This window comes from Martinezella sp. CNPSo 3732 (assembly GCF_057784515.1).
In genome coordinates, this window is the sequence record NZ_JBXSOO010000004.1 from 58,669 (window position 1) to 81,959 (window position 23,291).

A 23,291-nucleotide genomic window follows, 5' to 3' on the forward strand; every position below is an offset into this window, starting at 1 on the left:
AAACGGGAAAGCTCAAACCGCGGCCTTTAAGGCCGCGGCTCCAGCAAGTTCAACCCGCCATCCTCGCCCCAGATATCGGCCACCGATACCTGCTGGCCTGTGCGACTGCTCTGCAGCGCGGCAATGCCACAGAGGACCGACATCGCTCCTGCCCGCGAGCCGGCGCGCTGCTTGAGCTCATCATTCGGACCGGAGCGCAGGAGCATGTTGCGCAGCCGGTCGTCGCCGCCATAATGCCCGCCGGACGAATGCGGCACCCATATACGCTCGACATCGCCGAAATTCTTCATAATGACGATCTCGTCCGCCGGCGGTGTCGTCCAATTCTGCTTCTCGTATTGGCGCAATTCGATGCGCCCCTTGTGGCCATTGAAAGCGATGTGATGGCCTTCGATCGGCATATAGGTATTAAGGGAATAGGAGACGTTGACGCCGTTGCGATAGCGGATGGAAGCAACCATCGTATCGGGGATATCGATATCCTCGCGGAAGACGCAGGCATCGCGGACATAGCCGTCGACGGTCGACGGTTCCTCATAGAGGCTTTCGAGCAGCGGCGCCTCGCTGATGTCGAGATAATAGTCGCATTCGTCCTTGTAGCGACAGGTGCGACAGCGCTCGCCGCGGAACGGGCCCTTGCGGCCGTAATGCTTGAGATCGGCAAAGGCGGCGACCGATTCCGGATCGGAATCCAGATACCAATTCAGAAGGTCGAAATGATGCGTCGCCTTATGAACGAAGAGGCTGCCGGAATTTTCGACGTAAGCATGCCAGCGGCGGAAGTAATCGGCGCCGTGGCTGGTGTCGAGATACCAGTGGAAGTCGACCGAGGTGACATCGCCGATGACGCCGGAATTGATCAGCTCCTTGATCTTCGCCGCCGTCGGTGCGAACCGGTAATTGAAGGAAATATCCAGCCGTTTGCCGGTACGCGCCTCCGCATTGAGGATGCGCTTGATCTTGTCAACAGTCGTCGTCATCGGCTTCTCGCTGATGACATCCGCGCCAGCCTCCATCGCCTTGACGATCAGATCGTCATGGGTGGAATCGCGGGTGCAGACAATGACGAGATCCGGCTTTTCCGTCCGCAGCAGCTCGTCGAAATCGGTATAAACAGGCACCGAAGCGCCGATATACTCCAGCGCCCGCTTCGCACGCATGGCATTGAGATCGCAGACCGCTACGAGTTCGACCTCGTTGCTCCAGCGCTCCACAAGATCCCTGCCCCACATGGTCGCACCACGATTTCCCGTGCCGACCAGAGCGTAACGTTTCCTCGATGACTGCATCTGCTCCTCCACAATCTGCAAACAGCGATGATGAGGCCGCGGCGGCCTTCATTTACTTCGGCAGAGGCCCCTCACCCCAACCCTCTCCCCGCAAGCGGGGCGAGGGGGCTTTCCCCGCCAAATCAGCACCCAGCCAGCACCATGAACTTGAGTATCTTGCTCCGTCGTCCCCTCTCCCCGCTTGCGGGGAGAGGGCTAGGGTGAGGGGCTAAGCACGAGGGCAGGCATCAACGCAAAACCCTCATCAACTTGCCAAAATCCTACGTCGGCGACCTCTCCATTGCCGTCCAATCCGGCGCGACCGACGAACCGAGACCGATAGCACCGATAACGGAGCCGATCGCAAGCTGCCCCGCTTCGATCCGCAATCGTGTGCGGCCATTGCTGACGCGATAGAGATCGGAATGCGCCTCGGCGAAGGCGGCCTGCTCCACCTCCGGCGCACCGGCCATGCCGTCGACGTAGTGGTGACCGTTGCGCTCGATATGCGTCATGCCAATGAGGGAAGCGAGCGCCAGATCCTGCTGCACGGCAAGCCCGCCTTGTGTCGTCAGATCCTCGGCCGACATGAAATAAGGGATACCGTCCTCGGCGCTCCATTTGGCGACGCGGGCACGGTTCAATAGCGAGCGATAGAAACCCTTGCAGGATTTCGAGGATATGCCGGTATAGCCGAGCCCCCTCGCCGTAACGAAGGCATCGATATCGGCATCAGATTCGTCGATCTCCACCGGCTTGAAGGCAGCCAGTGCTTTCACCGGCTTCTCGAAGGCATGGGCGCGGGCGATCGGCTGCTCGACGAACAGGATCGAAGAGGCGAAACGTGCAAGCCTCGGCTCCTCCTTCACGCGGGAAAGCAGATCGGCGACCGCCTCGGCGGACGAAAACTGTTCATTGCCGTCAAGCGTCACCGAGTAGTTGGGCACCTTGGCATCGATAACGGCAGAGACGCGGCAGAGACGGTCGATGTCGACCTCGGGTGCACCGGAAACCTTGACCTTGAAGAAGGTCAGGCCGTAGGCGTCGATAGCCTCTTCGAAACTCTCCGGCAGGCCGTCGTTCAGCCGCTCGCTTGCCGGAATATCGCCTGGCACGATGGCGTCCACCAGACCGACGGTATGGCGGGCGGCAAGGCTTGCGGCCGGCTGCAAGGTTGCAAGGAAACCTGAGAGATCGAAGCCCGCGAGATCGCGCGTAGTGGAAGCATCGATGCCAGGGCGGTTCGCCTTGATCGCTTGCGCGACGGTCAGCCCCCCCAGCCGGCAGAGCGCATCGAGAATGGCCCGATTGGCAAGTGCCAAGCCGAATGACGCGACAAGCCCGTTCAGCTTCTCGGCTGCCGCTTGCGCATGATGCGAGGCCTCGACGGCGGCATGCAGGCCGAAAGCCGTTCCTGACCCGGCACTTCGCAACGCATCGAGCGCCAGTGCCAGCGACCGTCGCAGCTGGTTTTCATTGTCGGCGTTGGAAAGCTCGGGCGATTTGTCGAACCATTTCGGCACCATCAACTCCGCTGCCATGCCCTCGGCCGACCGTCCCTGGGCATCCTCGATGCGCGCGCGCAGAAAAATCTGCCGCGCCTCCCGCAAAGTCGCTGCCCCGAAACGGAAGGGAAGCCGCAGCTTGACCAGGCGCTCGAATGTCTCGGCCTCGACAAGCCTGATTTTCAATGGATCGGTCATGATGCTGGTCGGCTCCTGTTATGGGTAGGCAAGTCTATTTGCATAAGGCACCAATATGCGTGGCCCCTCACCCGATCTTCTCTCCGCTTGCGGGGAGAGGGAGTCTTCCAGCCTATATCCGACTCGAAATAGGGATAGCGAGTTGGCTTGCTCTGTCGCCCCCTCTCCCCGTTTCAACGGGGAGAGGGCTGGGGTGAGGGGCTATTCAGAATCATTGCAGAGGCAGTCTACCGCCAGCCAATTGCATCGCCCTGTAGCAGGAGTAGATCGTGTCGGTACGACAAGACTTCATGATTTTCCTCCATGCCCGATTCCCTCCAGAACCAGGAAAAGCAAATGTTTGGCCACCCAGGCAATGTAACCATATGGTTACAAGATCGCGCGTTATCATCAACCTTGTCAATCGCCTTTTAAAAATTTCTCGAAACCATCGCGTCAGGATCACCTACGCGCGAATCGAAGCGAGCGTGACGGCAACGATATGCTCACCCCACTCATTCAGCGCATCCGGGGCCGTTAGCTTCCGCGCGAAAATCGTCGATAGTGTATGGCGGTTCGACAGATAGAAAAAGCCAAGTGCCGCGATCGTGAGATAGACGGATATCGGATCGACCGCCGCCCGGAAAATGCCGAGAGCCTCCCCGCGTCGCAGCACATCCGCAAGCTCATCGATCAGATGCGAATGCATGGCCGAGACCTTATCGGATCGCTGCAGATAATGCGCGTGATGCAGGTTTTCGGTGGCAAGCAGGCTCAAAAACTCCGGATGGGCGAGAAAATGCCGCCAAGTGAACAAGGCCAGCTCCCGCATCCCCTCTTCCGGATGACGATGCGCCAGATCCAGCTGCTTTTCAGCATTGCGGATCGTCGCATAGCTCGCCTCCAGCACGGCGAGGTAGAGTCCCTCCTTGTCGCCGAAATAATGATAAAGCATCCGCTTGTTGGTCTGTGCCCGCGCTGCAATCGCATCTACCCGGGCACCGCCGAAACCATGCGCGGCAAATTCTTCCGTCGCCGCATCGAGGATGGTGGCATGGGTGCGTTGCGGATTGCGCGATGCTTTTCTCGACCGCTTGCCCATGGTCTTGCCGGCATCCGCTTGTGCTTTATTTTCAGTCTCTTGTCTCGCCCTGACCGCCATGGACGATCTCCTTCCGAACGGTAGCATTAGCGACGGATACTGCCGATTCCGGCACGCATCGTTTTGATTGCCGCACGATTGGCGCTTGACAGCGGTCGCGTTTCTATCCAACTTGTAATCAAATAGTTATATCATGCAAAGCAGTTCGTAAATCATCGGTTCGCTGGGGAGGAGACCAGGATGACGTTGACGATCGACCGCCGGCAGTTGCTTGCCGGCATGGCAGCCACGCTAGCTTTCAGCAGTATCGGACTTTCCCGCGCCAATGCGGCAACCGCGATGCGCCTTCTTTGGTGGGGGTCGAAGGAGCGCAGCGACCGGACATTTGCAGCGGTAAAGGCCTATCAGGCCAAGAACCCGGATATCACCATCGCCGGCGAATCCTTCGGCTGGGACAGCTATTGGACGCGCTTGGCCACCCAGACCGGCGGCGGCAACGCGCCCGACCTCATCCAGATGGATTACCGCTACATCTTCGAATATGCCCGTCGCGGCGCGCTGCTCGATATGACGCCTTACCTCGGCAAGAGCCTGGCGATCGAGGATTTCGGCCCGGCCAACATCGATTCCGGCAAGGTTGATAACAAGATCTACGGCGTCAGCCTCGGCGTGAACTCCTCGATGGTCGTCGTCAATACGGCCGCGTGGAACGAAGCCGGCGTCGAGCCGCCGCGTGACGGTATGACATGGGAACAGCTCGGCGATGCCTGCGCCAAGGTCACGGCTGCCAAGAAGCGCCGCGGCTTTTACGGCACGGCGGACGCAAGCGGCGGCGAACCGGCCTTCGAATGCTGGCTGCGCCAGCGCGGCAAGGCGCTCTATACGGCCGACGGCAAGCTGGCTTTCGAGGCCAAGGATGCCACCGAATGGTTCGATTTCTGGGGCCATATGCGAGAGATCGGCGCTTGCACGCCGGCCGACGTCCAGGCTCTGGACCAACAAACCCTCGAAACCGACATGCTGGTGACCAAGAAGGCGGCGGTCAGCTACGCCCATTCCAACCAGTTCGTCGCCATTCAGGGCCTGAACAAGGAAAAGCTCGATATCGTTTCCTATCCGGCCAATGCCGATAGCAAGCCCGGCCAGTATCTAAAGCCGTCGATGCTGATGTCGGTCTCGGCAACATCCCAGAACAAGGATGCCGCCGTCGCCTTCGTCAATTATCTGGTGGAGGATCCGGAGGGCACCAAGGCCCTCGGTCTCGAACGCGGCGTTCCCGCCTCGCCGAAGATTCGCGATCTTTTGACCCCTGCTCTGGATGAGACGAGCAAGAAGGTGGTCGATTATATCGGCCGGTTGACGCCGCATGTCGGCCCACTGCCGCCATCTCCGCCGAACGGCGCCGGCGAAAATGCATTCCTGCTGAAGAAGATCGCCGAGGAGGTGGCCTTCGGCAAAACCAGCGCGCAGGACGCTGGCACGAAGTTCACCGAACAGGCAGCAGCAAACATTACGCGAGGCTGACACCGTGGGTACAAACAGCAAGAGCGTTGCCGGTGGCTTGGCTGTCGGCGCGCGCGCGCCGTTGCGCGTGGAAACCTCCTATAAGGCGCCGAGCGCGTTCGCGCGCAACGCACCCGGCTATCTCTTCCTTCTGCCGTGGTTCATCGGCTTCTTCGGACTGACCCTCGGGCCGGCGATCGCCTCACTCTATCTCTCCTTCACCGATTACAATCTGCTGCAGTCGCCGAACCTCGTCGGCATGGAGAACTACGTGCGGATCGCGACGGCCGACGACAAGTTTCTATCGTCGATGAAGGTGACGCTGTTCTATGTCGTCTGTTCGGTGCCGCTGAAGCTTGCCTTCGCACTGCTGGTGGCGCTGCTGCTCAACCGCGGCATCAAGGGCCTGCCGGTCTACCGTGCCATCTTCTACCTGCCGTCGCTGCTCGGCTCCAGTGTCGCGATCGCCGTACTGTGGCGGCAGATCTTCGATGCCGACGGCATCGTCAACACCCTGCTCTGGTACGCCTTTGGCATCAACGGGCCGAGCTGGATCTCCAATCCCGACTATTCGCTCTATACGCTCGTCATCCTCGCCATCTGGCAGTTCGGCTCGCCGATGATCATCTTTCTCGCAGGCCTGCGCCAGATCCCGACCGATCTCTACGAGGCCGCCAGCCTCGACGGCGCCTCCAAGGCGCGGATCTTCTTCAAGATCACCCTGCCGCTTTTGACACCCGTGATCTTCTTCAATGCCGTGGTCCAGACGATCGACGCCTTCAAAGCCTTCACGCCGGCCTATGTGATTTCCTCCGGCACCGGCGGGCCGATCGATTCGACGCTGTTCTACACGCTCTATCTCTACCAGGAGGCCTTCGGCTATTTCCGCATGGGCTATGCCTCGGCGCTTGCCTGGATCCTGGTGATCATCATTGCGATCTTCACCGCCTTCTCCTTCCTCTCCGCTCGTTATTGGGTCCACTACGATGACTGACGCGAAGCTCACCCATTTTGCCGAGGACATGAAGCCGCCGCGCGAGCGCCCGTGGTTCCTTTCCCTCCTCATCCACGTCGCTCTCGTCGCCGCGTCGATCGTGATGCTCTATCCGCTGCTGTGGATGCTTTCCGGCTCGATCAAGGACCAGAACGAGATCTTCGGCACGGCATCGCTGATCCCCTCGCAATTCGATTTCAGCTCCTATGCCCGCGGCTGGTTCGGCGGCCAGGTCACCTTCGGAAAATTCGTCTGGAATTCGGCCGTCATCGCCGTGCTTTCGGTCATCGGCAACGTGATTTCCTGCTCGCTGGCGGCCTATGCCTTCGCGCGGCTGAACTTCTGGGGCAAGAATTTCTGGTTCGCGCTGATGCTGGGCACGCTGATGCTGCCCTATCACGTCACACTGATCCCACAATATATCCTCTTCCTGAAGCTCGGCTGGGTAAAAACCATGCTGCCGCTCGTCGTGCCGAAATTCCTCGCCGTCGACGCCTTCTTCATCTTCCTGATGGTGCAGTTCTTCCGCGGCATTCCGCGCGAGCTGGACGAGGCCGCGATGATGGACGGCTGCAGCCCGTGGCGCATCTACTGGCGCATCATGCTGCCGCTGTCGCTTCCCGTTCTGGCGACGGCCGCCATCTTCTCCTTCATCTGGACCTGGGACGATTTCTTCGGGCCGCTGATCTATCTCTCTGACATCAACACCTACACGGTACAGCTCGGCTTGCGCTCTTTCGTGGATTCCACGGGTAGTTCCGACTGGAGCAGCCTGTTTGCCATGTCGAGCCTGTCGCTGATCCCGGTCTTCCTGATCTTCCTCTTCTTCCAGAGGCTGCTGATCGACGGCATCGCGACCGCCGGTCTCAAACGCTGATTATGAACCCCGCGGTCCCGAATACCCAAGATTTGGGGCTGCGAACCAACGAACCCACGAAAGGAAATGTCGCATGAGCGCGCTGCGCTTCGCCGCCATCGGCCTCAATCACGATCACATTTACGGCCAGGTCAACGTCATGCTGCGGGCCGGCGCCGAACTCGTCGCCTTCCATGCGTTGGAGGACGATCTCGCCGCCGTCTTCGCCGACCGCTTCCCGCAGGCACGACGCGTTGCCGATAAAAGGGAAATCCTCGAGGATAGCTCCATCGCGCTGATCGTCAGCGCCGCGATTTCCAACGAGCGCGCCAGCCTTGCCATCGAGGCCATGCGCCACGGCAAGGACGTGATGCTCGACAAGCCCGGCATGGTGACGCTGGATCAGCTGGCAGACGTCAAAAAGGTACAGGCCGAGACCAAGCGTATCGTCTCCATCCTTTACTCCGAGCACTTCGAAACGGCATCGACCGTCAAGGCCGGTGAGCTGGTCAAGGCCGGAGCCATCGGCAAGGTCATTCACACGACGGGCCTCGGTCCCCATCGGCTCCGCAAACCTACTCGGCCGGACTGGTTCTTCGACCGCAAGCGCTATGGCGGCATCATCGCCGACATCGCCTCGCATCAATGCGAGCAGTTCCTGTTCTTTGCAGACTCCCTCGAAGCCGAAGTGCTGTCGGCAACGGTGTCGAACCGCGCCAATCCGGAAACGCCGGGCTTGCAGGACTATGGCGATTTCCATGTGAGGACACCTGACGTGACGGGTTATGTCCGGGTCGACTGGTTCACGCCGGACGGGCTTTCTACCTGGGGCGACGGCCGTCTCTTCATCGTCGGCACCGAAGGCACGATGGAGCTGCGCAAATATATCGACGTTGCCGGCCGTCCTGGCACCGATCACCTTTTTCTCACCGACCGCAAAGGCATGCAGCATATCGACTGCGCCGGAGTGGAGCTGCCCTATGGCCGCCAGCTCGTAGCAGACATAAGAGACCGCACCGAAACGGCCATGGGTCAGGAACATTGCTTCAAGGCCATGGAGCTGGCGCTGAAGGCGCAGGCGCTCGCCGAGGCAACATCCCTCAAGAACATTCAGAGGTAATTGCGACATGTCCGACATCAAGAAAGTCGCGATCATCGGCCTCGGCATCGGCCGCTCGCACATCGTCGAAGGCTATCTGCCGCATGCGGATCGTTTCGAGGTCGCCGTTCTCTGCGATCTCAACGAGGAACGCCTGAACGCCGTCGGCAACGAATTCGGCATCGCGAGACGCCTCAAGGACTTCTCCGAAGTCCTCAACATGCCCGATATCGACATCATCGACATCTGCACGCCGCCCGGCTCGCATTTCCAGCTCATCATGCAAGCGCTTGCTGCCGGCAAGCATGTGGTCTGCGAAAAGCCGCTCGTGGGATCGCTCGCCGATGTCGATGCCGTCATCGAGGCCGAAAAGACCGCCAAGGGCCGGCTGATGCCGATCTTCCAGTATCGCTATGGCGACGGTATCCAGAAGGCGAAGCGCATCATCGCTTCAGGCATTGCCGGCAAGCCCTATGTCGCGACGTCCGAGACGCATTGGGTGCGCGGCGCGGATTACTATGCAGTCCCTTGGCGCGGCAAGTGGGACACCGAGCTCGGCGGCGTGCTGATGACGCACTCCATCCATCTGCACGACATGCTGACCTATCTGATGGGACCGATCGCAGGCCTCTTCGGCCGTGTTGCCACCCGCGTCAACGATATCGAAGTGGAGGATTGCGCCAGCGCCAGCCTGCTGATGGAAAACGGCGCACTCGCCACCATCAGCGCCACGCTCGGCTCACAGGAGCAGATCAGCCGCCTGCGCCTCGCCTTCGAAAACGTCCTGATCGAGAGCAACCATGAGCCCTATAGCCCCGGCCAGGACCCCTGGAAGATCGTTCCCGCCAATGACGAGATCGGCGCGAAGATCGATGCGCTGCTCGCCGATTGGTCGCCGATCCCCAACCGTTTCAACACGCAGATGAAGCTGTTCCATGAAGCATTGGTATCGGGCGGACCACTGCCGGTGACCACAGTCGATGCTCGCCAAGCGTTGGAGCTGGTCACGGCATTCTATGAATCGTCGGAAACCCGCACCGAAGTCCGTTTTCCTGTCGGGCCGGAAGCCAAGAAATACAAGAGCTGGAGGCCGTCATGAACGTTGACCCGCGAGCCATCAGGACCAACAGGGAGGGAGCGCCTATGGCGACAAGCGTATCGCTGCAGAAGGTTATCAAGCGCTATGGCGAGCTTCAGGTGGTTCACGGGATTGACCTCGAAATCGAGCCGGGGGAATTCACCGTCTTCGTCGGCCCCTCCGGCTGCGGCAAGTCCACGCTTCTGCGCATGATTGCCGGGCTGGAGCCGATTTCCGGCGGCGGGCTTTATCTCGACGGCAGCCGCATGAACGATGTCCCCGCCTCCAAGCGCGGCATCGCCATGGTCTTCCAGTCCTATGCGCTCTATCCGCATATGACCGTCTACAAAAACCTTGCCTTCGGCCTCGAAACCGCCGGCATGAAGAAGCAGGATATTCAGCCGCGCGTCGAAAAAGCAGCCGAGATCCTGCAGATCAAGCAGCTGCTGCAGCGCAAGCCGAAGCAGCTTTCCGGCGGCCAGCGCCAGCGCGTCGCCATCGGCCGCGCCATCGTGCGCGAACCCAACATCTTCCTCTTCGATGAGCCGCTTTCGAATCTCGATGCCGAACTGCGCGTGCAGATGCGCGTCGAGATCGCCCGCCTGCACCAGCGACTCGGCAACACCATGATCTACGTGACCCACGACCAGACGGAGGCCATGACCATGGCCGACAAGATCGTCGTGCTCAATGGCGGCAAGATCGAGCAGGTCGGCGCGCCGCTCGACCTCTACAACAAGCCGAAGAACAAGTTCGTCGCCGGCTTCATCGGCTCGCCGAAGATGAACTTCCTTGATGCCAAGATCGTCGCCTCCGACGACGGCTCTGCCGTCATCGATCTTGCCGGCCAAACGGTGCGCCTGCCGCGACGGCTCGGCGGCCTACAGCCGGGGCAACCCGTCACCCTCGGCGCCCGCCCGGAGCACCTGAACGTCGGCGATCGCGGTCTGTCACTCGGCAATGCCCGCGTCGATCTCGTCGAACACCTCGGCGGCCAGACGATCCTCTACGTCACGCTGCAGGGCGGTCAGGCGCTAACGGTTGCGCTGGAAGATCAGCAGGCCATCCGCGCCGGCGAGACGGTCAGTATCCATATCGATCCTGAGCGCTGCCATCTGTTTGGGCCGGATGGTGTGACGTTGTGAGCTGAGCCGGCAGCACGACGGGTTATCTCGCCCGCCAGGGGCGAGATAACCCCTTACACCTCGACGATCCGCCGGCTGCCGATAGCGCGGATTTGCCCGGATGGAATGACATCGATCGGAACGCCCCCCCGCCTATGCAGGCGAATCCGCCGGCTGCCCGGCGCAAGATGGAACCAGTCGTCCTCCGCCCGATAGGCTTCCAGATCGATCTGCACCGATTGCGCCAACCGGTCGGTGCTCAGATCAAGGAACCAATCCTCGCCCTCCTGCACCGCCGACGCCGTGATTTCGGCATCATGGAACGCTTTGGCTCGGCCAAGCGGGAAGTAAAAGGCCTGGGCGATAACAGCACCGGTCGCCGGGGCTGTCAGCCGCGCCACCGTAACGTCATGCGATGGTGGACCGAAGCGGAAGGCATAGGTCGTGTCGAAGAAGGCGCCGAAAAGATCAGTGCAGGCGATCTTTTGCTTGCTGCGCGCCTTAAGCACCAAATCGCGGCCGCCACCGACGACGATCTGACGGCCGTCGCGCAGGCAGGAGACCTCGACGGTCAGATCGAGCGCCGCATCGCTTTCGTTGATGACATGGACGTCAAGACCGTTCGTACCCTCATCCGTGAGCAGCACCTGCACCAGCCGGAAGGCTCGGCGCAGCCCATACCAGACCGGCTTCGGCTCGCGGGTGGAATCGATCACACCCCAGCCAGCGCCGGGAAGCAGATCCTGCAGCGTCCAGACGAGCGCCCCGTTGCAGCCGGAACCTTGGCAGCGCCACTCGGCATAGGTCTCTTCCGCGACTTCGCCGGTCACCGCCCGCGAAAGGTTGAGGTAGAGATCGGGATCTTCCCTCCGCAGCCGGTTTGGCTCGAAACCGTAAAGCTCCTGAAGATAATGATCGCGCACATCCTCGAAATCCCAGGAGGCACCGCGATCGCGCGGCACGCGCTCTTTCCATAGCGGGCTATGGACTGCCGGAACCGGCAGATGCTGGCCGAGCGTGCGGGCTTGCGGCACATGCGCGAAAGCCAGGCTCTCGGCGGCGAAGCGAACATCGGCGCGGCGGGCATCGGCAAGCGGCCGCATATAGGCGCCGACGCCATAGTAATGCGTGACACCGGCATTCGGTGAAAACGGCATCGGCCCGCCCGACGGAGAATTGACGACATAGGGCACATCCGGCCGTAGCGATTGCACCAGGGGCGGGATGATCTCCTCGACAACAGGGCTTTTCCAGAACTGCTCCGGCAGGCCCATCATGGCTGCCTGCTGGTAGATCTCACTGCCGCCGCAAAGGACCGCCAGCGAAGGCGAGAGGCGTGTGCGGCTCAGAAATTGCGAAACCTCCGTTTCGACATGGGCATTGAACGCCTTGTCGTTCTTCGGATAGTCGAAATTGGCAAACATGAAATCCTGCCAAACCATCAGGCCAAGCTCGTCGCAGAGGCGGAAGAATTCCGGTGTTTCGTATGCCATGGTGCCACCGATGCGGATCATGTTCATGCCAGCCTCGGCGGCGAGCCGCAGCCAGCGCTCGTAATCATCGCGGCCACCGGGCAGGCGCACGATATCCGCTGTGGTCCACACGGCACCCCGGCAGAAAATCCGCTCGCCATTGACGATCAGGGTGAAATCCTGCCCATCGGCACCGCGATCCACCGACAGCCGCCGGAAACCGGTCTGCCCGAGCCCATGCTCAACGCCATCGACGACGAGCCTGACATCATGGAGTTGCGGCACGCCATGCGTATGCGGCCACCAGGGCGCCACATCTGGGATCTTCAGGATTGCCGTATAACGGCCGGCACCATCCTTCTCGAAGGCCTGCTCCGTCTCGCCGCACCTCAGCACCAGCTGTTCGGCATCACCTTCGATCGAAAGTGACGCATAGAGCCTGCCTTCACCGTTTTCGAGCAGGTCCGGCCGCAAAGAGAGATCGCGGAGAACAGGCGCACTTGGCCGCAGCAGCGTAATCGGTCGCCACGGGCCGACGGCCTGAACCTCCGGGCACCAGCCAGGCATATGGCCAAGCAGCGTCGTGCGCACTGTCCTCAAACCCTGCGGCGTGATCATCTGTGGCCGCCAGCGGGCCCGAGGCCCCGGCTCGGACAACCTCGGCTCCAGCGCGCGGAAGCATAGCGCCAACTCGTCGCCGCCAAGCAGGATGACGTCGACGTCGTGAGCCTCGAACATGCTCTCGGACACGAGGATTTGCTGGCCGTTTAGGAAGACTTCGCAGAGTGTCGCCAACCCTTCCAGCCGCAAGACCGCCTCACCGGCCTCGGCATCCACCAGACGGCAGATGTACCAGGCATCGCGGTCGTGAAGCGGCTGTGGCTTCGTCCGGTCGAAGCGCCCGGCCCTTTCCAGTGCTTCCGCCACCGTGCCGGGCACGGGTGCCGGGATGAAGCCCGACGTCAGCGGTACATCAGAAGGCGAGAGGCAGGTGCCCGCCTCCGTCAATACCAGATTCCAACCTTCGCTCAGCCGCATTCCGCCGCCGAGATCCGCCAAGCGCCCGCCCATGACATCTTCCGGGGGATTTCCCCCGCCCCAATATGTTCAGAAATGACCCAGCTGTATCGCGTTCGAACGAAAGCCGGTCAAAGCTTCCGTTCGAGCTCGCTCATCATGGAATCCCACGCATCGGCGGCGGGATCAAGCGCCGTGCGCAACGGCTCGAATTTCTTGCGCGTAATGGCCCGGGCAAGCTGGAACTGGACCGACTTCGCCGTCTCGGAAATTTTCCGCGCCTCTACCGCCGCTTCGGACAGAGCGGCCGAGAGCCAATCGAAATGGCTGCCGGCCAGTTCGAAATTGGCGCCGAGCTGGCGCAGCGTGTTGAAGGCATATTTATGGAAGAAGCCGAAAGGCCGTTCGGCGACCGCTTCCACCTGCGCCGGGAAGACCTCCGCGAAGGCGCGGATCGGATTGGCCAGCGGACGACGACGGAAATGGAAGGACAGGAGCTGCTGCGCCGTCTGACGGATCGCAGCTTCGCTCGGTGCCTTCTCCGGAAATTTCGCAAATTCCGTGTAGGGCAGAAAGGGCAGATCCTCATCCGTCAGATGCAGCTGGAAGAGCCCGTCGAAATCCTCGCCCGACAGCTGGAAGAACCCGCCATTGTGGAAATAGTCGACCGTGCGGCCGTGCATGTCGAGCCGGTTGATCGCGACCGTCGTCTTGCCGTGTTCGCGGCGATAGCCGACGCCCTGCGTGTCCGGCATGAAGAAGGAATCCATCTCGATCAGGCAGAGCCGGCCGCGACCGATCTGTTCGGCGACATGGTTCTTTACCTTGTCGTAGATCGCAAGCTCGGTGCAGCGCACGCCGTAGAGCGCTTCCAGATCCTCGAGCGGCACCTTGAAGAAGGTGAACTGGTCGCCCTCGAAATCCTGTGTCAGCGTAAAGCCGAGCATGGCTTCCGGCGGCAGCTTCAACGTCGAAAGCACCTCGATCCAAAGATCGATGTAGCAGTTGGTCTCGGGCCACATGCGCTCGCTGTCATGCAGCGCATGTGGCTTGTAGGCGGCGGGATCCAGTCCCTGAAACACGGCAGCCATCGGTGCGATCAGCCCCAAAGCGTCTTGCGCACGCTCTCGGGCCATTCCTTGACGTCGAGACCGTGGGTGTGGAACAGCGCCAGCGCGATGCGCTCCAGGCCGAAGCCGACGCAGGCCGTGTGCACGACGCTGCCATCGGCAAAGTTCAGGCCCCATTTCGTGCCGAAGGCATCCTGGTGGTAGTTGAAGCTCATGCAGGCGGTCGGCTTCGCGGTCGAGGTGATCGGGATCAGCAGCTCGAACTTGAGGTTCTGGTCGCGCTGGTTGTTGGCAAGCATCTTGCCGGCGCGACCGAAGAAGGGATCGTTGGCGACGTCGATGGTCACGTCGAGACCGACGGCCTTCATCATCTCGATGCCGCGGTCCATCCAGCTCTGGCGGAAATCCGTGACATGCTTTTCGCTGCCCATGCAGACATATTCGCGCATGCGGAACAGCTGCTGGCGGGCTGGATCCTTCGAGGGTTCATGGCGGAAGCAATAGGACTGCAGATCGTAAAGTGCGCCGTTTTCCGGAATGGCACCGCGCTTGGCAACCGTCGGATAGAGCGGATAGCACGCAGCCGGCGTCAGCACGATATCGGTCGCCTGCTGGTCTTTCGTCCAGTCGTCGCCGACTTCCATGCATTTCAGCAGGCTCATATGGTCGAGTTCGTTGCCGCAGAAGCTGTGCACCGTGCCGGCCAGTTGCGGGAAGCTCTTCATGTAGCCGCTCGTCTCAAAGAAGGCGCGGTTCATGCCCGGCGGAAAGCGGATAGCTTCGGCACCATCGGCGCCGCCGAACGTATCGATCAAGCGCTCGAAAGCGGAAATCACGTCTTCGAACTGGCCGCTGCGGCCGTAGAGACCATCAACGCCGGTGTCGATCAGGAGACCGGAATCGAAAAGACGGTCGAGAAACGATGTTTGCATATCCATGACGATTACCCCAACAGGCTGGTATCTTGTTTGTGGACGAGCAGCATGGTCGACGTATTGCCGAGAATGCGGTCATTCGAGATCATCAATTGTGCCGAGTGCGCATCGCGCAGGTGGCGACCGAGGCTGTAGGGCGTACCGTTCTTGTAGCCCATGATGCCGCAGATGAGCATCGCGTGGTTGATGATCGGCAGGATCATCTCCGACGACGCGATCTTGACGTTGTTCATCGCCACGGCGAAAGCCATCGACGACAGGCGGTCCGCGTCGAGCTTCGCCTCCTCATAGGCCTTCAGCCCGGCAACTACATTGGATTTCACCATCTGTAGCATGCTGGAGGCTTCGGCAAGGCGCAGGGCGCCGGGCGGCGGTGCGCCGGGAGACTTGCGGGCGGCGGCGCGCACGAAAGCCTGCGCGCGGGAAACCGCATCGGCTGCAATGCCATACCACACGCCGCTCCAGAGCAGGTGCGAGCTCGCCAGCATCGATTGCGCGGCGATCTCGGCAAACGGTTTTGGCAGGATCTGCTTGGCCGGCGCCTCGCCCTTGAACAGGAAGCCATCGGAGCAGGTGCCGCGCATGCCGAGCGTGTTCCACTCGACGGTGCGCTTGATATCGTATTGATCTTTCAGGAAGCAGGTCAGCACCTGATCGGAAGACGCCGCCTCGGCATGGCTGCGCGAGGTAATCAGAATGGCGTCGGCATGGGCGCCGTAGGAGATGACGGTCGCATCCTTTTCGAGGGTGCAGATATCGCCTTCGACCTTGATGGCGCAGATGCTGTTGCGCAGGTTGCCGCCGATCCCGCCTTCGGTCGTCGCCGAAGCGAGCAGCAGCTGTTCCCTCGCGATGCGGCGCATGAAGTCGCGGTGCCAATCGCTATCGACGCCGTGCTCGACCAGGCTCGAAAGCTTGATCTGGTGCATGGCGAAGACCATGGCGCTCGCCGCGCAAGCCTGACCGAGGATCGAGCAGAGCTCGGCGATTTCGGTCATCGACGCGCCTTCACCGCCGAGATCGGCGGGGATCTGGATGGAGAGCAGCTTTTCGGCGCGCATGGCGTCGACAGCCTCGCGCGGGAACCGGCCCTCGGCATCGACGGCATCGGCGTGCTGGCTGGCGATCGCTGCGACGCGGGCGGCGCGTACCGCCGCTCCCTCGCCCGTCCCAACCTCGAGTAAAGCGACCGCCGCAGTCATTACGCGACCTTTCTACTGTCGAGGATCATGCCGACGGTTCTTTCGATCGCGGCGATGCTGGCGAAGGACTTGCGGTTCAGCAGGTTGTCGGGAAACTCGATGTCGAAGGCTTCCTCGATGCCGAGCATCAACTGCACGGAAGCGAAAGAAGACAGGCCGGTCGCGTAAAGATCGGCGTCGTCTTCGATCTGGTCGATAGCAACGGGAAGCGCGCCGAACTTGGCCAGCAAATCGCGAATCGTCTTGTTCATAGTCTAGTCCCTTCTGGCAGTGATAAGCATAACTGGAGTTACACCGTCTTATCGTTCGCCAAGAAGTAACAGGTAAAATAGAACATTCCGCTAAGCGACGTGGTAAATACAAACAACTTATACTTTGTCGAAAAATGATATATTCAACACTTGTCTGATTAAAATTTACCTTCCGTAAGTCATATAAACGATGACTTCTGCACAAATATTAAATTGACCTAATATTGCGCCATGTCGATTTTTGGAAGAGCGAGGTACCGAAGAAGGTTAACGCACCAAAATTCGCCACTACGTTTTATTCGAAAATGACAATCACAATCAGAGCGTCAGTGCAATATAAGATCATAAGTATGCACTTTAGCTTTGCGGCGGATAGATATGCTCGCCGCCACGATAGTCCGAAATCGAGTAGCAACCTTCGCCCAGCTCGCGAACGGAGCTTTGACCGATATCGGCCTTGCCGTAGCCGCCGGGGATATCGAGAATGTAGGTGGGCTGACAAAGGCCGGAGATGCGGCCGCGCAGCGCCGCAACGATTGCCTGTCCCTCGGCGATGCCAAGGCGGAAATGGCCGGTGCCAGGTGCAAGGTCGGGATGATGCAGGTAATAGGGCTTTACGCGCGTCTCGACGAAAGCCTTCATCAGCGCCGCCAGCACATCGGGATCGTCATTGACCCCCTTCAGGAGAACCGACTGGCTGACAAGCACGATGCCCGCATCGACCAGCCGGGCGCAGGCAGCGCGCGCCTCGTCGGTCAACTCCCGCGGATGATTGGCATGCAGCGCCACATAGATGGTCTTGCCGCTCGCCTTCAGTGCCGCAATCAGCGCCGTATCGATCCTTGACGGGTCGACGACGGGGATGCGGGTATGGAAACGGACGATCTTCACATGGTCGATCTCGGCAAGCTGCCCGAGAATCTCTTCCAGCCGCCTTGGCGAGAGAACCAGCGGATCGCCACCGGTGAGGATGACCTCCCAGATCTCCTTATGATCGTGAATATAGGCAAAGGCGCTGCCAAGCGCATCGCCATCCAGCGTGCCGAGCCCCTGCGGCCCGACCATTTCGCGGCGGAAACAGAACCGGCAATAGACCGGGCAGATATGCACGGCCTTCAGCAAGACGCGATCGGGATAGCGATGAACGATACCCTCGACCGGGCTATGCGCATGATCGCCGATCGGATCGGCGCGCTCATCCGGGCTGACGACGAGTTCGGCGGCATCAGGCACGAACTGTCGGGCAATGGGATCGGCAGGATTTTCGGGGTCGATCAGGCGCGTCACGGTCGGCGTCAGGGCAACGGCATAGCGCTCCGCTACGGCTTCCAGCGCCACTGCCTGATCGGCATCGATCAACCCGGCACGCTCAAGCTCGCCGATAGTCCGGATCGGTCGCATCGCATTCATGCGTCGAACTCCGCGACCGGTGCCCACAGCACTTGCTCGATCCGCGAGGCGCCGGTCGCCAGCATCACGAGCCGGTCGAAGCCCAGCGCGATGCCGCTCGCCTCGGGCATGACGGCAAGCGCCTCCAGAAACTCCTCGTCCAACGGATAGGTTTCGCCATAGACGCGCTGCTTTTCCGCCATCTCGATATCGAAGCGGCGGCGCTGCTCTTCGGCATTGGTGAGCTCGCCGAAAGCGTTGGCAAGCTCGACGCCACAGGCATAAAGCTCGAAACGCTCGGCAACGCGATGATCCCTGGACGATGGCCGCGCAAGCGCCGCCTCGGAAACAGGATACTCGTCAAGAATGGTGGCGCGTTCGAAACCCAGATTCGGTTCGATCTTCTCGACGAGCACGCGGCTAAAAAGATCCTGCCATAGATCGTCGTCGGCAACGCGAATGCCAGCCTGGCGCATATCTGCCGCCAGACGCTCGCGATCCGTCGATCCATCGAGGCCGATGGAGGCGAAGAGATCGATACCGGCATAGCGCTCGAAGGCAGCCGCAACGCTGATCCGCTCGGGCGGCAGGAACGGATCGGTTTCCGCGCCGCGATAGCTGAATTTCTTCGCCCCGACGGTCTCAGCCGCAAGCGCCAGCAGCGCGGCACAATCGGCCATCAGGGCCTCATAGCTCTCGCCTGCCCGATACCATTCCAGCATGGTGAATTCCGGATGATGCAGCGGCCCACGCTCGCGATTGCGATAGACATGGGAAAAGCAGGCAATGCGTTCTTCGCCCGCCGCAAGCAGCTTCTTGCAGGCAAATTCCGGCGAGGTATGCAGATAAAGAGGCCATGCCTTGCCGTCGGTCGTCAGCGCCTCGGTCTCGAAAGCATGCAGATGCGCCTCGTTCCCCGGCGACACCTGCAGCGTCGCCGTATCGACCTCGATGAAGTCGTTGCGCGCAAAGAAAACGCGCAAGGCAGCCTGAATGGCATTGCGGCCGATGAGGAACGGCCGCCGGTCCGCATGGACATTGCGGGTCCACCAGGGGGACGCTTTGCTCGTCTTTGGCTTCATTCCTAGCTTTCTTCGGGGCACGAGCCACGCAAGGGGGTGGCAATTTCCATTGATTTAGGGTAGTTGCGCCCCCAAGCAAACAATTGCTGCGTCTCGGAGAGCATTTCGACAGTCCCTCTACGACGCAAAACGCAGCGTTACAAGGAAGTCTTATGGTCAAGGTCATCGCCTCTTCGGTCCGCAAGGGCAACGTTCTCGACGTCGACGGCAAGCTCTACGTCGTTCTCACCGCACAGAACTTTCATCCGGGCAAGGGCACCCCGGTCACGCAGGTCGACATGCGCCGTATCGTCGATGGCGTGAAGGTGTCCGAACGCTGGCGCACCACCGAGCAGGTCGAGCGCGCCTTCGTCGAAGACGTGAACTTCCAGTATCTCTACGAAGACGGCGAAGGGTTCCACTTCATGAATCCGGCCAACTACGATCAGGTCGTGGTCGACGTCGAAACCATGGGCGACCAGAAGGCCTACCTCCAGGAAGGCATGACCTGCATCCTGTCGATCCACGAAGGCATTCCGCTGGCGCTCGAACTGCCGCGCCATGTCACACTCGAGATCACCGAGACCGAGCCGGTCGTCAAGGGTCAGACGGCATCCTCATCCTACAAGCCCGCCATGCTGTCGAACGGCGTGCGCACCATGGTTCCGCCGCACATCAACGCCGGCACCCGCGTCGTCATCGCGACGGAAGACAATTCCTACGTCGAGCGCGCCAAGGACTGAGCCTCGGCCACCTGCTTGCATGAAGAACGCCTCGTCCTGGTGACGGGGCGTTTTGCGTTTTAGGGGAATTGAAGCCGAAGCGGCAGCGACTGCGTGAAGACTCGCCGCGCCGCTCTCGTTAGGGAGCGCTGGCCTTCTTCTCGTCCGCCTGCATCGCACTGGCGGTTTCGGGAGGCGCTTGCATATCGGTGCTGTGCTCGTGCGGAGCCAGAGACTGCAAATGCAGGACGCGTGGTGACATGGCGTGCATGAAGGCGTCGGAGCGGCCGATATAGATCAGGGTCGCATCTTCCAGTTCGGCCAGCAGAGCAAAGGCCTTCGCCTGAACTTCGGCCTCCAGCCCTTCCAGGGCATCGTCGAAGACGACCCATTTCGGCTTTGCGAGCAGCAGATGTGCAAAGCCGACGGCTTTCTGCTCTTCGGTATCGAGCAATCGATCCCAGCGCGCCTGCGTATCGAGACGGCTCTTCAGACGGCCAAGCCCTACCTTGTCGATGACGGTGTCGACAGCAGCATCGTCATAGGCGTCCCGATCATCCGGAAAACAGATTGCCTCCCTGAGGGTGCCGGTCGGCACATAGGGCGTGTGCGGCACGAACAGCATGTCGTCCATCGGCGGCAGGCTGACCGTGCCGGAGCCGCTATACCATTGATGCGCCAGCACTTCGAACAGCAGCCTGCGGTTCACGCCATGATCGCCGTTGATCATCACATGCTCACCGGCCTTGATCGTGACCGTACCCTCCGCGATCCGGAAGCCGTTTTCCGTCGCCTCGTCGCTGGTCTTCGTCGAAATTTCCAGGTCGGTCCAAACCATCGTGCCCGGCGCCGCCTTCTCAAAGACGAGGGTGTGCGGCATCGGCGTCTTGTCGTCCATTTCCGTCAGCGCCTTGCGGAAATCAGTGACGCGCATCAGCGTCGCGCGCCATTCGGCAATCGGCCCGAAATTGGCGACATACCAGCGCAGCGCCGAATTGACCTGATTGAAGGCACCGACCGCCACCATCAGCTGGCCGAAGGTCAGGCCGCCGGAGAAATAGGCCGGCGCGGCAACGAGGATGGGAATGATCAGCACCAGCCAGCCATAGCCGGCCGAAACCCATGTGAGATTGGTATTGGCGATGGCAAGCTGCCGGATAACGGCGAGCACGGCCGATATATCGAGATTGATCCGCCGGCGCTCGTTCTCCTCACCGCCGGCAATCGTGATCGCCGGCATATGCTCGTTGGCATGCATGAGCGCGAAGCGCAGTTCGGCTTCCTTCGAATAGCGATCCGCATTCAATCGCACGAGGCGGCGGCCGACGAATTGGCTGAGGAAGGAGGCGGATCCGGCATAGAGGATCGCCGCCCAGACCATGTAGCCGGGAATGGAGAAGCTCATGCCCCTGAGGTGGAAGACCATGCCGCTGGAGAGCTCCCAGAGCACGCCGATGAAGCTCAAAAGCAGGATCGTCGCCTGCACCAGTCCGATGGCAAGCCCAGTCGAGCTTTCGGCAAGATTGCGGGCGTCCTCGTGCAGCCGCTGGTCGGGATTGACGCCGATCAGCCCGGATGAGGCAAGACGAAGCGCACGCTTGGCCTGCAGCCATTGATCGACCAGATCGCGCGCCAGGCCCTCGCGCATGTAAAGGGCGGTCATCTGGTTGAGCCATGCCTGAACGACGTTGAGGACCAGCAGCGAGCCGGCGATGATGCCGAAGACGCCGAGCTGATGGAAGAAAGCGGAAATATCGCGCCTTGCCAGCGAATCGTAGAAAGGCGCATTCCAACTGTTGAGCAGCACCTGGACATAAGCCGTGACCAGAATGATCACGAAAAGCGCGATAGTCAGGGAAATGATCTTGATGCGAACAGCCGAATTCCAGAAAGCGGAGAACATCATCCTCAGCCGAAAGAAAAGACTTAAATCGTATCCGACCTGTTCATTTCCCTGGATATTCGGCTTGGCTTGCTTTTCAACTGCCATCAGCACTTCCCTGCGACACGTCCCGTCAGTTAATCATGACCCGCCCTCATGTCCACCCTTGCAATAGATCGGTGGGATCACATTCCTATATACACGGTTTCGCGTCTTGAACCGAATAAGGTCAGCAATTAGCTTGCACTCGAAAGATTGAGAAAGCCTTCCGATGCAATTTCAGGGAACCGCCGACTATATCGCCGACAAGGATCTGATGGTCGCCGTCAATGCCGCTATAAGGCTGGAGCGCCCGCTTTTGGTAAAGGGCGAGCCCGGTACGGGCAAGACCGAACTTGCACGCCAGGTGGCCGCCGCTCTCGGCTTCGAACTGATCGAATGGAATGTCAAATCGACGACGAGGGCTCAGCAGGGTCTCTACGAATATGATGCCGTTTCGCGCCTGCGCGACAGTCAGCTCGGCGACATCAGAGTTCACGATGTCAGGAACTATATCCGCCAGGGCAAGCTCTGGCAGGCCTTCACTTCGCCGACGAAATGCGTGCTGCTGATCGACGAGATCGACAAGGCCGATATCGAATTTCCGAACGATCTCCTGCAGGAACTCGACCGCATGGAATTCCATGTCTACGAGACCGGCGAGACGATCCGGGCCGCCGTCCGCCCGATCGTCATCATCACCTCGAACAACGAGAAGGAACTGCCGGACGCCTTCCTGCGCCGCTGTTTCTTCCACTATATTCGTTTTCCCGACATGGAGACGCTGAAACGCATCGTCGAGGTGCATTATCCTGGCATCAAGCAGACGCTCGTCCATGCGGCACTGACGCAATTCTTCGAAATCCGCGACGTGCCGGGCCTGAAGAAGAAGCCATCGACCTCCGAAGCGCTCGACTGGATCCGCCTGCTGGTCGCAGACGACATCGATCCCGAAACGCTGCGCGCGGATGCAAAGGGCGTTTTGCCGAAACTGCATGGCGCGCTTCTGAAGAACGAGCAGGATGTGCACCTTTTCGAACGGCTGGCCTTCATGGCGCGAGGACAGGGACGATAATGCAACCCGATGCCGTCAAGGTCCTGATCTATGCCGTTCGGGATGGGCATCTGCTTGTCTTCGACGAACCGGATTTTCCCGCTGTCCAGCTCCAGGTTCCTGGCGGTACTGTCGAAGCTGGTGAGGACATTGCGGCGGCCGCAGCGCGCGAATTCGAGGAGGAGACCGGTTTTGCGCCACACGAACTTTATCCGCTTGGTGTCCACGACTACCGTTTCGAAAAGAACGGCCGCGATTACTATCACCAGCGGCACTATTTCCGCTGCGGTATCTCCGAACGAGTGCCCGCCACTTGGCTCCACTACGAAATGACGCCTTTCGACGGTGGCGACCCGATCGGCTTCCGCTTCTTCTGGCTACCGATCGAGGCTGCCAGGCATCGCCTCGGTTACGGCATGGAAGCCCTCCTTAAATATCTGTAGGCCACATCGCGCCTCCGAACTCAGCCCCGGAATTTCCCCGACCCCTGC

20 protein-coding genes are annotated in these 23,291 nt (G+C 60.5%); 9 read left to right on the forward strand and 11 right to left on the reverse strand.

Going from position 1 to position 23,291, the window contains the following annotated elements; all coding sequences use genetic code 11:
• Positions 1 to 26: 26 nt before the first annotated feature.
• The 3 genes from AC13RM_RS11040 to AC13RM_RS11050 all read right to left on the reverse strand — a co-directional run bounded on the left by AC13RM_RS11040 (position 27) and on the right by AC13RM_RS11050 (position 4,112).
• Positions 27 to 1,289 (reverse strand): Gfo/Idh/MocA family protein, encoded by a 1,263-nt coding sequence (locus tag AC13RM_RS11040; RefSeq protein WP_374819607.1) that lies wholly within the window; start codon positions 1,287 to 1,289, stop codon positions 27 to 29.
• 260 nt (positions 1,290 to 1,549) lie between these two features.
• A complete protein-coding gene (locus tag AC13RM_RS11045; RefSeq protein ID WP_488554930.1) occupies positions 1,550 to 2,971 on the reverse strand; it encodes a mandelate racemase in 1,422 nt (473 codons plus the stop codon).
• A 445-nt stretch (positions 2,972 to 3,416) separates the two neighbouring features.
• The gene (locus AC13RM_RS11050) at positions 3,417 to 4,112 is read right to left on the reverse strand and encodes a TetR/AcrR family transcriptional regulator (protein WP_488554931.1); all 696 of its coding nucleotides are present in this window, start codon (positions 4,110 to 4,112) and stop codon (positions 3,417 to 3,419) included.
• Between the two features lie 180 nt (positions 4,113 to 4,292).
• Here AC13RM_RS11050 and AC13RM_RS11055 point away from each other — a divergent pair, with 180 nt between their 5' ends.
• The 6 genes from AC13RM_RS11055 (at position 4,293) to AC13RM_RS11080 (ending at position 10,727) form a co-directional block, all read left to right on the forward strand.
• Complete coding sequence (locus AC13RM_RS11055) at positions 4,293 to 5,576, forward strand: ABC transporter substrate-binding protein (protein WP_488554932.1); 1,284 nt, start codon at positions 4,293 to 4,295, stop codon at positions 5,574 to 5,576.
• A gap of 61 nt (positions 5,577 to 5,637) precedes the next feature.
• Positions 5,638 to 6,549, forward strand: coding sequence for a carbohydrate ABC transporter permease (locus AC13RM_RS11060; protein ID WP_488555122.1), 912 nt, complete (start codon positions 5,638 to 5,640; stop codon positions 6,547 to 6,549).
• Entirely contained in the window at positions 6,542 to 7,426 is an 885-nt protein-coding gene (locus AC13RM_RS11065; protein WP_488554933.1) for a carbohydrate ABC transporter permease, read from the forward strand. Before AC13RM_RS11060 ends, AC13RM_RS11065 begins: the two co-directional genes overlap by 8 nt.
• 73 nt (positions 7,427 to 7,499) lie before the next feature.
• Complete coding sequence (locus tag AC13RM_RS11070) at positions 7,500 to 8,525, forward strand: Gfo/Idh/MocA family protein (RefSeq protein ID WP_488554934.1); 1,026 nt, start codon at positions 7,500 to 7,502, stop codon at positions 8,523 to 8,525.
• Between the two features lie 7 nt (positions 8,526 to 8,532).
• Positions 8,533 to 9,603 (forward strand): Gfo/Idh/MocA family protein, encoded by a 1,071-nt coding sequence (locus AC13RM_RS11075; protein ID WP_488554935.1) that lies wholly within the window; start codon positions 8,533 to 8,535, stop codon positions 9,601 to 9,603.
• Positions 9,604 to 9,647: 44 nt separating this feature from the next.
• Positions 9,648 to 10,727: an ABC transporter ATP-binding protein gene (locus tag AC13RM_RS11080; protein ID WP_488554936.1), complete on the forward strand. Its 1,080-nt coding sequence runs from the start codon at positions 9,648 to 9,650 to the stop codon at positions 10,725 to 10,727.
• A 53-nt stretch (positions 10,728 to 10,780) separates the two neighbouring features.
• Here AC13RM_RS11080 and AC13RM_RS11085 read toward each other — a convergent pair whose 3' ends face one another.
• The 7 genes from AC13RM_RS11085 to epmA all read right to left on the reverse strand — a co-directional run bounded on the left by AC13RM_RS11085 (position 10,781) and on the right by epmA (position 19,124).
• Positions 10,781 to 13,249 carry a glycoside hydrolase family 2 protein gene (locus AC13RM_RS11085; protein ID WP_488554937.1) on the reverse strand — a complete coding sequence of 823 codons (2,469 nt, stop codon included), beginning with the start codon at positions 13,247 to 13,249 and terminating at the stop codon, positions 10,781 to 10,783.
• Positions 13,250 to 13,326: 77 nt separating this feature from the next.
• Entirely contained in the window at positions 13,327 to 14,286 is a 960-nt protein-coding gene (locus AC13RM_RS11090; protein ID WP_488555123.1) for a DUF1839 family protein, read from the reverse strand.
• Positions 14,287 to 14,294: 8 nt separating this feature from the next.
• On the reverse strand, positions 14,295 to 15,203 hold the full coding sequence (locus AC13RM_RS11095; RefSeq protein WP_488554938.1) for an amino acid--[acyl-carrier-protein] ligase: 909 nt from the start codon (positions 15,201 to 15,203) through the stop codon (positions 14,295 to 14,297).
• A gap of 5 nt (positions 15,204 to 15,208) precedes the next feature.
• Positions 15,209 to 16,402, reverse strand: a complete 1,194-nt coding sequence (locus AC13RM_RS11100; RefSeq protein WP_488554939.1) for an acyl-CoA dehydrogenase family protein — start codon at positions 16,400 to 16,402, stop codon at positions 15,209 to 15,211.
• A complete protein-coding gene (locus tag AC13RM_RS11105; protein ID WP_075853503.1) occupies positions 16,402 to 16,653 on the reverse strand; it encodes an acyl carrier protein in 252 nt (83 codons plus the stop codon). Before AC13RM_RS11105 ends, AC13RM_RS11100 begins: the two co-directional genes overlap by 1 nt.
• A 357-nt stretch (positions 16,654 to 17,010) precedes the next feature.
• On the reverse strand, positions 17,011 to 18,063 hold the full coding sequence (locus AC13RM_RS11110; protein ID WP_285176368.1) for a lysine-2,3-aminomutase-like protein: 1,053 nt from the start codon (positions 18,061 to 18,063) through the stop codon (positions 17,011 to 17,013).
• Positions 18,060 to 19,124, reverse strand: coding sequence for an EF-P lysine aminoacylase EpmA (epmA, locus tag AC13RM_RS11115; RefSeq protein ID WP_488554940.1), 1,065 nt, complete (start codon positions 19,122 to 19,124; stop codon positions 18,060 to 18,062). Before epmA ends, AC13RM_RS11110 begins: the two co-directional genes overlap by 4 nt.
• A 152-nt stretch (positions 19,125 to 19,276) precedes the next feature.
• On the opposite strand from epmA, the gene efp reads away from it, so the two are divergent.
• On the forward strand, positions 19,277 to 19,846 hold the full coding sequence (gene efp, locus AC13RM_RS11120) for an elongation factor P (protein WP_028751515.1): 570 nt from the start codon (positions 19,277 to 19,279) through the stop codon (positions 19,844 to 19,846).
• Positions 19,847 to 19,964: 118 nt separating this feature from the next.
• Here efp and AC13RM_RS11125 read toward each other — a convergent pair whose 3' ends face one another.
• The gene (locus tag AC13RM_RS11125) at positions 19,965 to 21,815 is read right to left on the reverse strand and encodes an ABC transporter ATP-binding protein/permease (protein ID WP_113231351.1); all 1,851 of its coding nucleotides are present in this window, start codon (positions 21,813 to 21,815) and stop codon (positions 19,965 to 19,967) included.
• A gap of 163 nt (positions 21,816 to 21,978) precedes the next feature.
• Here AC13RM_RS11125 and AC13RM_RS11130 point away from each other — a divergent pair, with 163 nt between their 5' ends.
• Positions 21,979 to 22,821 (forward strand): AAA family ATPase, encoded by an 843-nt coding sequence (locus AC13RM_RS11130; RefSeq protein ID WP_488554941.1) that lies wholly within the window; start codon positions 21,979 to 21,981, stop codon positions 22,819 to 22,821.
• Entirely contained in the window at positions 22,821 to 23,243 is a 423-nt protein-coding gene (locus AC13RM_RS11135; RefSeq protein ID WP_488554942.1) for an NUDIX domain-containing protein, read from the forward strand. The genes AC13RM_RS11130 and AC13RM_RS11135 overlap by 1 nt, the downstream gene beginning before the upstream one ends.
• Positions 23,244 to 23,291: the final 48 nt, after the last annotated feature.